Here is a 13,803-nt window from a genome sequence, read left to right on the forward strand (position 1 = left end):
GCTACGCTGCTCCTGTGTCAGCTGTGAACGAGACCTCCTCCGCCGCCGGCCGTCCACGACGGCTCACGACAGCCGCCGTACTGACCGCCCTGGAAGGTCTGGTCGTGGCCGCTTTCGGCGTGACGTCGCTCGTGATGCTGGCGACGGACAAGCCGGACGGGATGGTTCAGGCAGTCACGATGGCGCTGACGGTCCTGGCGCTGTCCGTACTGCCGCTGGCCGCGGCGCGTGGCCTGTGGCTGCGCCGCCGGTGGAGCCGCGGCCCTTCGATGATCGTGCAGTTGATCGCTCTGCCGACGGGCTACCAGATGGCGCAGAACGGCGGCGTGTGGATCGCCGGAGGCACCGCGATCGCGCTGACGGGCGCCGTTGTTCTCGGCTGTCTGGTCAACTCGACAGCGACCGAAGCGCTGGGCATCGGACCGCGCGACGCCTGAGGCGCCGCAGCACGGGACGTCCGGCTGGGCGCCTTCGCGGTGCGGCCACGTGTACAGCTCGCGCATCCACGTGCGCGCGCGCCCACCCATTGCGGATGGACGCGCGCGACTGGCGTGGTGCTGGCTGTGCCGGCTCTATTCCTCCACGAGCAGCCGGTCGCGCAGCTGGGCCAGAGTGCGGGCCAGCAGCCGGGAGACGTGCATCTGGGAGATGCCGACCTCCTGCGCGATCTGCGACTGCGTCATGTTCCCGAAGAAGCGGAGCAGCAGGATCTTCTTCTCCCGCGGCGGCAGCTCCTCCAGAAGCGGTTTGAGTGATTCGCGGTACTCGACACCTTCGAGGGCGTCGTCCTCCGCCCCCAAGGTGTCGGCGACTGCGGGGGATTCGTCGTCGGTGTCGGGAACGTCGAGCGAGAGCGTGCTGTAGGCGTTCGCCGACTCGAGGCCCTCGAGCACCTCCTCCTCGGAGATCGACAGGCGCTGCGCCAGTTCGTGAACTGTCGGCGCCCTGCCGTGCAGTTGAGAGAGTTCGGCTGTGGCCGACGTGAGGGACAGCCGCAGCTCCTGCAGACGTCGCGGGACGCGGACGGCCCAGCCCTTGTCGCGGAAATGGCGCTTGATCTCGCCGACGACGGTGGGAGTGGCGTACGTGGAGAACTCCACGCCGCGCTCAGGGTCGAAGCGGTCGACGGACTTGATCAGGCCGATCGTGGCCACCTGGGTCAGGTCGTCGAGAGGCTCACCGCGGTTGCGGAAGCGGCGGGCCAGGTGCTCCACCAGCGGGAGATGCATCCGCACCAGGTGGTTGCGCAGCTCGGCGCGCTCGGGAGAGCCGTCGGGCAGGTTGCGCAGCGCGATGAACATGGCGCGCGCTCCGCTGCGGTCGCGCGGGTCGAAATGCGCGAACTGGGTGGCCCGCGCAGCACGCGCGCCGGGCCCGGGGCCGAGTCCGTGGGTCTCTTGCTTCTGCATGTCCATCGCGTCCGCCCGCTCTGCCTGCTCCGGTCGCTGACTGGTGGGGTCGGCGGGGTGCGGCCTGGCCTGCTCGGGCACGACCGGGTCGGCCGCCGCACCGGTGCGGCCTGTCCCATGCTCCCGTGCCTCGTGCGCTGTCACGGCGCTCCGGGGCCCGCACCGCGCTTCTTGTGCAGGCTGATGCTGACCGTACGGTCGTCGGAAACCGCCGAATCCACCTCGCCGGCCAGGGCTGAGAGCACAGTCCAGGCGAAGGTGTCGCGCTCAGGGGCCCGCCCGTCGGTCGTGGGTGCCGAGACAGTGACCCGGAGGGAATCACCCACGAGCCGGAAGACACAGCTGAGCACGGAGCCCGGCACGGCTTGCTGGAGGAGGATCGCGCACGCCTCGTCCACGGCGATGCGCAGATCCTCGATCTCGTCGAGGGTGAAGTCCAAGCGGGCTGCGAGTCCGGCAGTGGCCGTGCGCAGCACCGACAGATAGGCACCCGCCGCGGGCAACCGGACCTCGACGAAGTCCTGTCCGTCCTGCCCCACGGGCTCACCTGCGATCTGGGACACCCTCACCTCCAAGGTGGCACAAGCCGGTTCGGCTCGTTCGCTGTTGCGCGTGCGCGGTCCGCCGCGCAGCCGTGGATCTCTTCCACGGAGAACCAACGGCCTGACGCTGTCGATGGTTCGCCTGCGACGCTATCGCGATCCGCGACCTGATGTCGCCCGCACGGATCTACGGCGCCCCAGCACATGAGCGTCACCCATAGTAAACATATGGGCACTGTCCGTGGCTAGGGGTCGTAGGTCGTGAATCCGAAGTGGTTACGCTGCGTTGACACTTGCCAGTGCGCGCAGCGGCTCTCCGGACATGCGGAAGACCGTCCAGTCCTTCATCGGTTCGGCCCCGAGTGATCTGTAGAAACCGATGGAGGGGTCGTTCCAGTCCAATACCCACCACTCGAAGCGTTCATAACCCCGTTCGACACAGATTCCGGCAAGGGCTGAAAGCAGTTCCTTGCCGTGTCCCGCGCCGCGAGCGGAGGGACGTACGTAGAGGTCTTCCAGATACACACCGTGAGTGCCCGTCCAGGTCGAGAAATTACGGAACCACAGAGCGAAACCGACGGGGTCACTCTCCGTGTCCGCTTCGGCGATCAGTGCGAAGACGGCGGGGTGTTCGCAGAAGAGAGCATCGTGCAGCTGTTCCTCGGTGGCTCTCGCGTGCTCCAGCGCCCGTTCGTACTCGGCCAGTTCGCGGATCATCGCGTGGATGGCCGGCACGTCGGCAGGGACGGCGGATCTGATCATGCGGCAAGGCTAACCCCGTGCTGTGACAACGGCCGCGACGGTACTGCCCCGGGTGAACGCACCCTCTTCCGCGAGCGTCGTGAGCCCGAAGAGCAGCTTGGCGACGTAGATCATCTCCAGGGGCGGCAGGCCGTGGCGGGCGGCGAAGTCGGCCGCGAAGCCGGTCAGCTCGGGGGTGCTGCGGGCGTAGCCCCCGAAGTGGAACCGACTGTCCAGACGCCAGTCGCCCCGGGGGCCGCCGAACGCCGATCGTTGCAGGTCGCGGACCTCGCCGCTGAGGAAGTCGCCGCGCAGGACGGGGACGCCGAGCGCGCTTCGGCCCGGGCCGAGCCCGGCCGCCAGGCCCGCGAGGGTGCCACCGGTGCCGCAGGCGACGGCGACCACGTCGGCACGGTCGCACAGTTCGCGGCCCAGGGCCGTACAGCCTTCGACTGCAAGGGAGTTGCTGCCCCCTTCGGGTATGACGAGGGTGCCCTCCCGGCCGGGGAGCCCGAGGTGGTCGCGCAGCTGTGCGAGGTAGTCCGTTTCCCGGCGGCGCCGGTATGCGGCACGGGAGACGAAGTGCAGACGCATGCCGTCGGCCGCACAGCGGGCGAGGGAGGGGTTGAGCGGACGGCGGGCCAGTTCGTCTCCCCGGACGACGCCCACCGTGGCCAGTCCGAGCATGCGTCCGGCGGCGGCCGTGGCGCGCAGATGGTTGGAGTAGGCGCCGCCGAACGTCAGGAGGGTGCCGGCTCCGGAATCGAGCGCAGCACGCAGATTAGGGGCGAGTTTTCGCCATTTGTTGCCCGGAAGGGCGGGGTGGATCAGATCGTCGCGCTTGAGCAGGAGACGCACGCCACGCCGCGCGAAGCGTGCGTCGTCGAGCTCCTGGACGGGCGAGGGCAGCACCGGTGCAGGACGGACGGCGGCGAGCAGCGCGTCCTCGCCTCCGTCGGCGGGGGCGGTTCCGCACGGCCGGCCGCGGTGGCCGGCGTGCGGCGGAGGCTGCGGGGCGGGGGCGCTGCTGTTCACCGCTCCATTGTCGCGCCGCCCGCCCCTCCGGCTCCTGCTACTTCAGACGTGCAGCGATGCGCTTGCGCATCTCGTCCATCGTGAAGCCGCGCGGGTCGGTCTTCTGGTCCGTCCACTCCAGATGGCCGATCACCGAGCGCTCGTTCCAGCCGTGGTGCTTGCACAGCGCGGCGGCGGTGCGCTCGATGGCGTCGAGCTGCGCCTCGGGCCAGGGGTCCTCGCCGTCGCCGAGGTTCTCGCACTCGAAGCCGTAGAAGTAGCGGTTGCCGTCGGTGTTCGCCTGGTTGGGGTTCGGCAGGCTCTTCTCGGCGATCACCGCGCGTAGCACGTCGTCGTCACCGAGGCCCGCGTGGTTGGCGCGGCCGTGTCCGACCAGGTGAACGGTGCCGTCCTTGGTGATGGCGCCGTGCGCCAGCGGACCGGGCAGATCCGACCGGCCGTCGTAGATCAGGTCGACCGTCTCCTCGGCACCGCTGGTCACCGTGTGGTGGAGCATGATGCCGTGCACGGGACCCCAGGGGCCCTTGTGGTTGCGGTTGTGGTTGCGCCAGTCGCGCACCTCCTTGAATTCGACGCCCGCCTTCTCCAAGGCTTCGAGGAGGGTGCTCGCTGTGATGGGTGTGGCCATCTCGCCCCGTACCTTCCCTGTGCGCTCTCGTGGTGTTCGAGGGGTATGCCCCGCTCGTCCCGCACTTACTCCGCCGTCACCCTGCCGAGCGGCATGCCCGCCCGCGTCAACAGGCCCTGTACGCAGTGCTCCTGGGCGTACGGACGCAGCAGCCGCGGCATGCGGTCGCGGGCGCGGCGGGCGCGGCCGGACCGGATGAGGGCGGAGTCCTCGAGGAAGAGCTCCCAGGCGGCGCACGCCTCCTCCAAGCGGCCCTGCGCGAGCAGGAGTTCGGCCAGCTCCGCCTCGCTCAGCGCGCGGGAGCGGCATTCGCCCTCCGGGCGGAAGCGCAGCGAGGACCGCAGTTCACGTACGGCACCGTCGCGGTCGCCGAGCGCCGCCCGCACCTGGCCTGCCTGATAGTGCAGGGCGGCGTCCTGGTAGGCGCCGACGGGTTCGCCGTCGGGGCACTCCGGACCGGTGGTCAGGTCAGCGGGTGAACGGGCCAGTTCGTGCTCGGCACTGCGCAACGCGGCGAGAGCGCGGAGACGTTGGCCCTGGCCGGCCTGTGCGACGGCCAGCCCCGCGAACAGGAAGGCACGTGCCGAGGGCGCCGCGTCGGCGGGGGCGGACGCGCAGGCGGCCTCTGCCAGTGCGAGGCTCTGCCGCCGGTGTCCCAGCTGGTGTGCCTGGGAGCTGAGTGCCCGTCGCACCAGCGCCACGCCTTCGGGGTCGTCGCCCTCCTCCGCCAGCTCGGCGGCGGTGAGGAAGGCCCGCTGCGCGAGCCCGTGCCGCTGCTCGTCGGCGTAGACACGTGCCAGCAGGTAGCTCAACCGGGCGGCGCCCGCCACCAGTTGAGGGTGGTGGGGGCCCTCGCCGCCGGTACGCAGCCTGCGGACGAGAGCGGCGAGCGACGCGGCGAGCGTCGTGCGGATGTGACCGCCGCCGTGCCGGTCGGCCTGCTGGGAGAAGAAGCGCACGTGCTCGCGTACGGAGGCGACCTCGTCGGGCGCGGTGCGCCGCGCGGGCCGTCCGCCCCGGGAGGAGGGGGAGTGGTCCCGGGGCGGACGGGGACGGAGGGGCTCGGGCGTCTCGGTGGGTACGTCGCCGACGCCCTCGTGCCCCGGCTGCCGTTCGGCGCGCGGTGAACCGGCCCGAACCGCAGGGGAGTTGCCCTTCGCCGGAGCGGCCGGTCCGGCCGGACCGGGTGCCGACGGGTCGAGGAGCGTGAGCTGGTAGGGCGCCGCCGGCGGCGGGTCCGCCCGGGGCGGACCCACCACCGCGGCTGTGAGCGCGGCCAGTTGGTCGGCCGGACGGGACGGGCGTGCGCTGGAGATGTACGTCCACTCCGTCGGCTCCCCCCGGCCTTCCGCCGTCCGGGGCCCGTGGCCCCCGCTGCGTCCGTCGCCCATGCCGAGCTGCGTGACCGTGACCGGGCGGCCGAGCCGCCGGGAGAGGGCCTCCGCGATGAAACCCTGCACGCGGGGAGAGGGCCGGCTGCCGCGCAGCCAGCGGGCCACGGACGTGCGGTCGTAGCTGAGCCGGACTCCCGCCTCCGCGCCCAGTCGTGCGATGGCACGGGCGAACGCCTCCTGCGTCCACTGTGTCTCGGCGAGCAGGCCGCGCAGTGTGCTGTTCGGCGTCGGGTCGCGCCGGTGGCGTGCGTCAGGCTGCATGGCCGACCGCCCGGCGGACCTCGAAGTGGAATCGGATCGGGTCGTTCATGGTGCTGCTCCCTCCAGTTGCTCTCCGTACACGCCGCTGCGTACGGACTGCTTCCAGCGAACCGCACCTTCCGCTTCTCCGGGAGATGTGCTGTGTGCACGCACAGGTGGCTCTTTCACACCCCGTGTGAACGGATGTCCGTTACTCTGCGAAACAAGAGTTGGACGACCGGAGGGCGTGATGGAGCCCAACAGTCAACTGGACGTACTGCTTGACCAGTCCGGAATCTCCCGGGCCGGTCTGGCCATGAGAGTCAACCGTCTCGGGACGGAGAACGGCATGACTCTGCGTTACGATCACACGTCCGTCGCGCGGTGGCTGAAGGGCCAACGTCCGCGCGGCAGCGTGCCGGAGATGATCTGCGAGATCCTCGGCTCCCGCCTGGGACGCACGCTCACTCTCGGCGACATCGGCATGGGCGGCCCGCCGGGCCGCGGACCGGCGGCATCGGTGCAGGATGCCGGCGAGGGCGACCAGGCCGGTGAGGCCGGGGACGACGCCGGAGGCGGCGCGTCGCTCGGCCGGTTCGTGGAGCGGGCCGCCGTGTCCTGGCGAGCCGATCAGATGCACACGGACGCGCCCGGGCCGGGCCTGTTGCGGGGTGCGGCCGCGGTGGCACCCGTGTGGGAGTGGGAGAACCCGCCGGACGACCTGGACGTCTCGCACGAAGGCCCGCACGAGGTCTCCGAGTTGGACGTGGCGGTGCTGCACGCCGCGAGAGGGCACTACGAGCACCTGTACCGGAACGCGGGCGGCGTCGCGACACGCCCCCGCGTCGTCGGGTTCCTCACCGGCGAGGTGGCGCCGCTGCTGCGCGGCAGCTACGACGACCGGACGGGCCGCGAACTGTGCCGTGCCGCAGGGTCGTTGGCGGCCATGAGCGGCATCTGCGCCTACGACGCGGACGAACAGGGCCTCGCCCAGCGCTACTTCCACCAGGCGCTCCGTCTGGGAAAGGCCTCCGGCGACCGGCACTTCGGCGGATACGTCGTGGCGCTGCTCGTCAACCAGGCGCTCTTCCTCGGAGACGACAGGCGCGCCATAGCCTGCGCGGAGGCGGTGTTACGCACGCCGGGGCCGCACTCCACACCGGCCCTGGCGACCGATCTGTACGCGATGCAGGCGAGGGCGTACGCACGCATAGGGGACCGGCGGGGCGCGTACGAACGTATGCGGAGTGCGGAGAGCTGCTCCACGCGCATCCGTCCCGAGGAGGAGCCGGAGGAGACCGGCTACGTCCAGCCGGGCCTGGTGCAGGTGCGTCTGGCGGAGGCGCTGCTCGTACTCGGCGAGCTGGAGAGCGCCCGCCGGTATGCCGAGGAGGCGGCGAGGGCACCCGCCCACGTGCGCGGCCGGGTGAACCGGCTGGCCACGCTCACCGACGTCGAACTGCGCAGCGGTGCGACCGAGAGCGCCGCGGAGACGGCGGTGCAGATGGTCGACAACGCGCAGGGCATCGAGTCGCGGCGGCTGCGGCAACGTATGCGGCGGGTGAGGGAGCACCTGCTCCGGCATCCCGGTACGCCGGTCGACCGGGCGGCCAGGCTGATCGAGGAGACGCTGCGAGTGCCTCTCTGAGGGGAGGGAAGCGGGGCGGCGACTCTGTCAGAGGTACGCCGCAGCGTGCTGGGATGTGCCCAACCTCCGTCAGGAAGGGGGCACATACGTGCAATGGAAGAACCTGGGTGAACACACTGTGTACGAGAACCAGTGGTTACGGGTCAACCTCGCGGACGTGCTACTCCCGGACGGCCGTCATCTGGATCACTACCTGATCCGGCTGCGGCCGGTGGCGATGGCCACAGCCGTCAACGAGCGCAACGAAGTGCTGATGCTCTGGAGGCACCGCTTCATCACCGACAGCTGGGGGTGGGAGCTGGCTGCCGGAGTCGTGGAGGACGGCGAGGACCTCGCCGAGGCGGCGGCACGCGAGATGCTGGAGGAGACGGGCTGGCGGCCCGGGACGCTGCAGCATCTGATGACGGTCGAGCCCTCCAACGGGCTGACCGATGCACGGCACCACATCTACTGGTCGGACGGTGCCACGTATGTCGGTCATCCGGAGGACGACTTCGAATCGGACAAGCGGGAGTGGGTCCCGCTGAAGGAGACGCCGGAACTGATCGCCAAGGGTGAGGTCCCCGCGGCGAACACGGCGGCGGCGCTGCTGATGCTGTACCGGCTTCGGTTCGGATAGTCGCCCGGCACGCCTCGGTCCCCGGCCCGCACCCGCGGACCGGGGACCGAGGACCGGGCCCGGCCGTTACGTTCAGGGGTTGCGCAGGAAACCGTCCCCGTGCTGTGCGATGTGCTGCTCGAGTGCGGACAACGCCTGCTGCACCTCCGCGGGCGAGCCGCTGCCGCGCTGCTGGGCGTAGTAGGCGGCGCCGAGCCGACGCAGCAGGTCACTGCCGGCGCGCTGGGCCTGGACCTCCTCCATCTTCTCCTTGCCCTGCGCCAGTCCGCGCTGCGCCTGCTCCTTGGCCCTGTCGAGGAAACCCGCCATCGTCCTGCCTTCCGTTGCCTGCGTGTGCGTGCCTGCATGTGCGTTGTGCGACTGTGCGCGTGGGAAGAAGCCAGAAAGCACCTTCTGTCCCCGGCCCTTCAACGTATGCCGTGATCAGGCGGTTCCCCGCGCATCCCCGGCCAGCACGTCGAGTGCGAGTTCCACCAGCCGGGGGACGGCGGGGTGTCCTGGCCGTCCGGATCCCCGGGGCGTCTCACGCCACATGAGCATCAGCGGCACCTCGGCGGCACCGGCGAGCGGCTTGTAGACGACACCGGGATGCGGGTGCATCTCGGCGGTGGCGGAGGTGGAGACCCCCACCGCGTTGCCTGCCGCGATGGCGCCCAGCCAGTCGTCGGTGTTGGCGACACCGATCGTCGCGTTCTCCTCCGGCCGGATCTCCTCCGGCCACAGATCGAGCGTCGTCAGACCGGAGACGGTGTTCAGGGCGATCGGGTGCGCAGCGAGGTCTTCGAGGGTCAACGAACGGCTTTTTTCAGCCAGTTCACTGTCGGCGGGTACGGCGGCCACGCGGGGTTCGTTGCGGAGCCACTCGCCCAGCAGGCCCTCGGCGTCGGCGGGGATCATCGGCGCCCGTACGGCAGCGATGTCGACCTTCCCGCTCAGCAGGCCGGCCGTCCGGTCGTCGACGCGCAGCAGTTCGAGCGGCGTGTCCGGGTGACGCTCCTTCCAGCGCCGCAGCAGGGGCGTCGTGTGCCTGCCCAGTGCCGACCAGGCGTGCCCGAGGCGCAGCGGCCACGGACGCAGCCGCGCCGGGTCGAGCGCCTCGTCGACGACGGCCACGGCTGTCGCCGCCTTCTCCCTGAACCTGCGGCCCTCCGCGGTCAGCTCCAGATGGTGCGTCGAACGGTCCACGAGACGGGCGCCCAGGTGCTGTTCGAGCTGCCGCAGGGTCCGGGACAGAGCAGGCTGACTGATCCGCAGCACAGCCGCTGCGGACGTCACGCTGCCGGCGTCCGCGATGGCGAGGAACGCGCGCAGGTGACGCAGGTCGGCGGTCATGCCCACGGAGCATAGCCACCGGCGAAGTGGCATTTCACAGCTCGGCGCGACCGCCCTAGCGTGGCCGTATGACCACTGGTGACCACGCCGCGGTCGCCTCCCGCGGCCGTGCGGGCGGGCGGGGCGGAGGGAGGCTCGGCGCGGTCGGCATGGTCGTCGGCAGCGCCATGTCGCTGCAGCTCGGTTCGGCCGTCGCCGTCACACTCTTCCCCCGCGCGGGCTCGCTGGGCGTCGTCGCACTGCGGCTGGTCTTCTCCGCACTGCTCCTGCTCGTCGTGTGCAGACCACGTGTGCGCGGCCACTCGCGTACGGACTGGACCGCCGTCGCGGGCCTGGGGATCGCCCTGGGCGCGATGAACACGCTCTTCTACCAGGCCATCGACCGCATCCCGCTGGGTGCCGCGGTGACTCTGGAACTGCTGGGTCCGCTCGTGCTCTCGGTCGCCGGATCGCGGCGCCTGCTGAGCCTGCTGTGGGCCGTACTGGCGTTCACCGGGGTCTACCTGCTGGGCAGTAGCGGCTTCGGGCGCATCGATTTCGCCGGGGTGGCCTACGCACTGGCGGCCGGTGGCATGTGGATCGCCTACATCATCTTCAACTCCCGTACGGGTGCCCGCTTTCCGAGGGCGGACGGGCTCGCGCTGGCGATGGGGATCGCCGCACTGCTCAGCGCCCCGCTCGGCGTGGCCGACGCCCGCAGCGCCCTGCTGGACCCGGTGACGCTCGGGCTGGGCGCTGCCGTCGCGGTGCTCTCCTCGGGCGTGCCCTACACACTGGAGCTCTTCGCCCTCCGGCGGCTGCCCGCCGCGACCTTCGCCCTCCTGATGAGCCTCATGCCGGTGGCGGCGGCGACGGCGGGTTTCGCGGTGCTCGGACAGCGCCTGGAGCCGCTGGAGGTGGTGGCGATCGCGCTGGTGGTCGTCGCCAGCATGGGCGCGGTCCGGACGCCCCCGGCCCGCGGGGCGGACGCGCTCGGCGGGGATGGAGACCGCCCTCGCACGCCATAGGCTGAGCCGGTGAACGAGCGGCAGACGGTCGGCTGGACCGAGGACGACGAGGAACGTTCGGCGCTGTGGCGCTCGGAGAACGGCATGAAGCCGCCCCGGCGCGTGCAGACCGCCGACGACCGCATGACCGCCGACGCCGCCTACAAGCTGGCGTGCGAAGGCACGGCGCTGCTGTGGCGCGGCGACTTCCACGGGGCGCGCCAACTGCTGTCCGCCATGCGCCGCCGCGTCGACCGGAAGCAGCCCAGGCAGGGCGAGAGCCCTCGCGAGGACTTCCACTTGCAACGGCAGGCCCAGTCGAGGCGCGCGAGGGTGCTGGGCATGCTGCTCGTGCCGCTCGACGTCGATGCGGGGAGCGGGGTCCACTCCGTGCCGCTGCGACGTGCGCCCGAGGTGGGGGAGGCGTGCGCGGAGGCGTACGGGGAGCCGGTCCCCGGGCGTTCTCTCGTCCCGCTCCGCGAACTTCTCGGGGTGATCGGCGCGCACGAATGGCGGCAGAGGGGCGTGCCGGTCCCGGCGCTGGACGGAGAGCGCGTACATCCCGCCTACGGGGTGTTCTCCCCGGTGCGTGGTGAGTACGTCGACCTGGTGGCCCGTACGCGACTGCCGCCGGGCGGGACGGCGTTCGACATCGGAACCGGAACCGGCGTGCTCAGCGCCGTACTCGCCCGGCGCGGCCTGAACCGCGTCGTCGCGACCGACCAGGACCCGCGTGCACTGGCCTGCGCCCGCGACAACATCGGGCGGCTGGGGGCCGCCGCAACCGTGACGGTGGTGGAGGCGGACCTCTTCCCGCCCGGGGACGAGAGGGCTTCCCTGATCGTCTGCAATCCGCCGTGGCTGCCCGCCAAGCCCACCTCGCCCCTGGAGCACGCCGTCTACGACCCGGGCAGCCGCATGCTGCGGGGGTTCCTGGCCGGGCTCGCGCAGCGGCTGGTCCCGGACGGGGAGGGCTGGCTGATCCTCTCCGACCTCGCCGAACACCTGCAACTGCGCAGTCGCGAGGAGCTGTTCGGCTGGATCGAGGAATCGGGTCTGTCGGTCGCGGGCCGCGAGGACACCCGGCCGCACCACCCGCGCTCCGCGGACCCCGCCGACCCGCTGCACGCGGCCCGCGAGGCGGAGATCACGTCGCTGTGGAGGCTGCGGACCGCTGCCGCATGAGGCGGCGCCGGGCCCGCCGCACACCCGGGTGCAGCGGCGGGACAGGCGGGGGGCCTCCGGAGCCGGACCCTGCGACGGGCAGCCGTACCGGAGGAACCTCGGCATGTCCCGACCGGAGCAGACCGGGGGAAGCCGTGTCCGTCGACGCGGCTGCGGCGGGTGGGAGCCGCTGTTTCGGCGAGCTTCTTCGTGCACTTCGCGGTGAGCGCCTCCTGGGCCGCCCGGGTGCCGGCCGTCCAGGACGAACTCCATCCGTCCGCAGGGGTGTTGGGTGGCCGGAGCGGCCGGAGCGGCCGGAAGGGCGAGCGGGAGCGGGAGCGGACAAAAGACCGCACCCGGTCCGTCGTGGCGGCCGTGTGCGACGGCTCGCGGACCGGGTGCGGTCTGAGGACGGGCGGATGTGAACCGCCGGTCCACCGGCTCGAAGGAGTCAGCCCTTCTTCGTCTCCCAGAAGATCTTGTCGATCTGGGCGATGTAGTCGAGGGCCTTCTGACCCGTCGCCGGGTCGGTGGAGCCCTTCGCCGTGGAGAGCGCCTTCAGCGTCTCGTTGACCAGCTGGTGCAGCTCCGGGTACTTCTCGAAGTGCGGGGGCTTGAAGTAGTCGCTCCACAGCACCGAGACGTGGTGCTTGGCGAGCTCCGCCCGCTCCTCCTTGATGACAATGCAGCGGGTGCGGTAGGCCGGGTCGTCGTTGGACTGGTACTTCTCCTGGATGGCCTTGACCGACTCCGCCTCGATGCGGGCCTGGGCAGGGTCGTAGACACCGCAGGGCAGGTCGCAGTGGGCGCTGACCTGAACCGTCGGGGCGAACAGACGGGAAAGCATAAAGCCGTCCTTCCTCGTGATCGTCTTCTCACCTGTGAGATTACTCCGTGGGGGAGGCCATTTCGCGTGTGCCCCCGTGGGCTTAGGACAAAAGTCCAGTGTTGGCTGGAGCAGAACTGCCGGGACATGCCGGGACGAGGTGAGGCGCACACATGCCGGAGCGGGCGATCGAAACGGGCGGACACGGAAGGCGCGGGAACGGCGGCCCCGGCGGGGGTCCGCTGAAGCGGATCGGGCTGGCAGAGGTCTACAACCCGTCCATGACGCCCACGCTCCGGCCGGGCGACCGTCTGGTGGTGAAGTACGGCTCGGCTGTCCGTCCCGGTGCCGTGGTGGTGCTCCGGCATCCGTTCCAGCACGACCTGCTGATCGTCAAGCGCGCCGTGGAGCGGCGGCCGGGCGGCTGGTGGGTGGTCGGTGACAATCCGCACGTACGCAATGACAGTCGGGAGTTCGGCGTCGTACCCGACGATCTCGTGGTGGCACGCGCATGGCTGCGCCTGCGTCCGTCGGGAGAGGGTCAGCGGTCTTTCTGGCCCGCTGTGCGGTGGGCGTTCTCCGCGGTACGTCCCCTGGTGGCGCTGCGGGTGCGGCCGGGCTCCTCTTCGCTCTCCAGCCGCTTGCGGGCACGGTAGGCGGCCACGTTGGCACGGGTCGCGCAGCGGTCCGAGCAGTAGCGGCGGGAGCGGTTGGTCGACGTGTCGAGATAGGCCTGACTGCACGGGGACGCCTGGCAGATGCCGAGCCGGTCGACGCCGAGGTCGGTGAGGTGGAAGGCCAGGCCGATGCAGGCGGTGGCGGCGTAGCCGGCCGCTGTCGTGACGGGGTGCTCCGCCAGGTGCATGTGCCAGCGCGGGCGGCCTTCCTGGTCGAGGTTGCCGTGCCCGCTGATCTGCGGACTGGTCGGGAACTCCATCAGCAGCGAGTTGAGCAGGTCGATCGCCCGTGTCTCGTCGCCCTCCGACGCGGCGCTGAAGACGGCGCGCAGCCGGGTGCGTACGCCCCGGAGCCGGCCCACGTCCGCCTCCGCCGCGCGCCGGGCCATCTGGAGGTTCGGCCCGCACAGCTCCCTCACGGACTCCACCGACGTCAGGGTGTCCTCGCCGCGCTCCGGCTGCTCGGTGTTGACCAGGCGCACCGCCATGTCGGAGTAATGGGTGAGTTCCACTTGTGATCCTTACGGCCGCTGGTCTATCGTCGGGACTGTCGGTAATGGCT

At 71.0% G+C, this 13,803-nt stretch carries 16 protein-coding genes; 6 read left to right on the top strand and 10 right to left on the bottom strand.

Annotated features, from left to right (window positions below; all coding sequences use genetic code 11):
• Positions 1 to 14 precede the first annotated feature (14 nt).
• A complete protein-coding gene (locus ACFPA8_RS05800; RefSeq protein ID WP_386443291.1) occupies positions 15 to 437 on the top strand; it encodes a hypothetical protein in 423 nt (140 codons plus the stop codon).
• Positions 438 to 572: 135 nt separating this feature from the next.
• Here the strand turns inward: ACFPA8_RS05800 and ACFPA8_RS05805 are convergent, their stop codons facing one another.
• From ACFPA8_RS05805 to ACFPA8_RS05830, 6 genes are all read right to left on the bottom strand, one after another.
• On the bottom strand, positions 573 to 1,553 hold the full coding sequence (locus tag ACFPA8_RS05805; RefSeq protein ID WP_386443294.1) for an RNA polymerase sigma factor SigF: 981 nt from the start codon (positions 1,551 to 1,553) through the stop codon (positions 573 to 575).
• Positions 1,550 to 1,972 (bottom strand): ATP-binding protein, encoded by a 423-nt coding sequence (locus ACFPA8_RS05810; protein ID WP_045862715.1) that lies wholly within the window; start codon positions 1,970 to 1,972, stop codon positions 1,550 to 1,552. The genes ACFPA8_RS05805 and ACFPA8_RS05810 overlap by 4 nt, the downstream gene beginning before the upstream one ends.
• 255 nt (positions 1,973 to 2,227) lie before the next feature.
• Positions 2,228 to 2,713 (bottom strand): GNAT family N-acetyltransferase, encoded by a 486-nt coding sequence (locus ACFPA8_RS05815; RefSeq protein WP_386443296.1) that lies wholly within the window; start codon positions 2,711 to 2,713, stop codon positions 2,228 to 2,230.
• A 9-nt stretch (positions 2,714 to 2,722) separates the two neighbouring features.
• Complete coding sequence (locus tag ACFPA8_RS05820) at positions 2,723 to 3,631, bottom strand: 1-aminocyclopropane-1-carboxylate deaminase/D-cysteine desulfhydrase (RefSeq protein WP_386444631.1); 909 nt, start codon at positions 3,629 to 3,631, stop codon at positions 2,723 to 2,725.
• Positions 3,632 to 3,764: 133 nt separating this feature from the next.
• Entirely contained in the window at positions 3,765 to 4,355 is a 591-nt protein-coding gene (locus ACFPA8_RS05825; RefSeq protein WP_386443299.1) for an N-acetylmuramoyl-L-alanine amidase, read from the bottom strand.
• A 65-nt stretch (positions 4,356 to 4,420) separates the two neighbouring features.
• Positions 4,421 to 6,010 carry a hypothetical protein gene (locus tag ACFPA8_RS05830; protein ID WP_386443302.1) on the bottom strand — a complete coding sequence of 530 codons (1,590 nt, stop codon included), beginning with the start codon at positions 6,008 to 6,010 and terminating at the stop codon, positions 4,421 to 4,423.
• Between the two features lie 229 nt (positions 6,011 to 6,239).
• Here ACFPA8_RS05830 and ACFPA8_RS05835 point away from each other — a divergent pair, with 229 nt between their 5' ends.
• Together ACFPA8_RS05835 and ACFPA8_RS05840 are read left to right on the top strand one after the other, a co-directional pair.
• Entirely contained in the window at positions 6,240 to 7,637 is a 1,398-nt protein-coding gene (locus ACFPA8_RS05835) for a transcriptional regulator (protein WP_386443305.1), read from the top strand.
• An 88-nt stretch (positions 7,638 to 7,725) separates the two neighbouring features.
• Positions 7,726 to 8,256, top strand: a complete 531-nt coding sequence (locus tag ACFPA8_RS05840) for an NUDIX hydrolase (protein WP_386443308.1) — start codon at positions 7,726 to 7,728, stop codon at positions 8,254 to 8,256.
• Between the two features lie 72 nt (positions 8,257 to 8,328).
• On the opposite strand, the gene ACFPA8_RS05845 is transcribed toward ACFPA8_RS05840, so the two are convergent.
• Positions 8,329 to 8,565, bottom strand: a complete 237-nt coding sequence (locus tag ACFPA8_RS05845) for a hypothetical protein (protein ID WP_386443310.1) — start codon at positions 8,563 to 8,565, stop codon at positions 8,329 to 8,331.
• A gap of 114 nt (positions 8,566 to 8,679) precedes the next feature.
• On the bottom strand, positions 8,680 to 9,588 hold the full coding sequence (locus ACFPA8_RS05850) for a LysR family transcriptional regulator (protein ID WP_386443313.1): 909 nt from the start codon (positions 9,586 to 9,588) through the stop codon (positions 8,680 to 8,682).
• 149 nt (positions 9,589 to 9,737) lie between these two features.
• Here ACFPA8_RS05850 and ACFPA8_RS05855 point away from each other — a divergent pair, with 149 nt between their 5' ends.
• Both ACFPA8_RS05855 and ACFPA8_RS05860 read left to right on the top strand, forming a co-directional pair.
• Entirely contained in the window at positions 9,738 to 10,595 is an 858-nt protein-coding gene (locus ACFPA8_RS05855; protein WP_386444634.1) for an EamA family transporter, read from the top strand.
• A 9-nt stretch (positions 10,596 to 10,604) separates the two neighbouring features.
• Positions 10,605 to 11,759 carry a methyltransferase gene (locus ACFPA8_RS05860; protein ID WP_386443316.1) on the top strand — a complete coding sequence of 385 codons (1,155 nt, stop codon included), beginning with the start codon at positions 10,605 to 10,607 and terminating at the stop codon, positions 11,757 to 11,759.
• Between the two features lie 430 nt (positions 11,760 to 12,189).
• Here the strand turns inward: ACFPA8_RS05860 and sodN are convergent, their stop codons facing one another.
• Positions 12,190 to 12,585, bottom strand: a complete 396-nt coding sequence (sodN, locus tag ACFPA8_RS05865) for a superoxide dismutase, Ni (protein WP_386443318.1) — start codon at positions 12,583 to 12,585, stop codon at positions 12,190 to 12,192.
• Between the two features lie 152 nt (positions 12,586 to 12,737).
• Here sodN and sodX point away from each other — a divergent pair, with 152 nt between their 5' ends.
• Positions 12,738 to 13,220, top strand: a complete 483-nt coding sequence (gene sodX / locus ACFPA8_RS05870; protein ID WP_386443321.1) for a nickel-type superoxide dismutase maturation protease — start codon at positions 12,738 to 12,740, stop codon at positions 13,218 to 13,220.
• Here the strand turns inward: sodX and ACFPA8_RS05875 are convergent.
• Positions 13,106 to 13,753, bottom strand: coding sequence for a CGNR zinc finger domain-containing protein (locus ACFPA8_RS05875; RefSeq protein WP_386443323.1), 648 nt, complete (start codon positions 13,751 to 13,753; stop codon positions 13,106 to 13,108). The two genes, sodX and ACFPA8_RS05875, sit on opposite strands and share 115 nt — an antisense overlap.
• Positions 13,754 to 13,803: the final 50 nt, after the last annotated feature.

Origin of the sequence: Streptomyces ovatisporus (genome assembly GCF_042653885.1) — a bacterium.
Classification (GTDB): Bacteria; Actinomycetota; Actinomycetes; order Streptomycetales; family Streptomycetaceae; genus Streptomyces; species Streptomyces ovatisporus.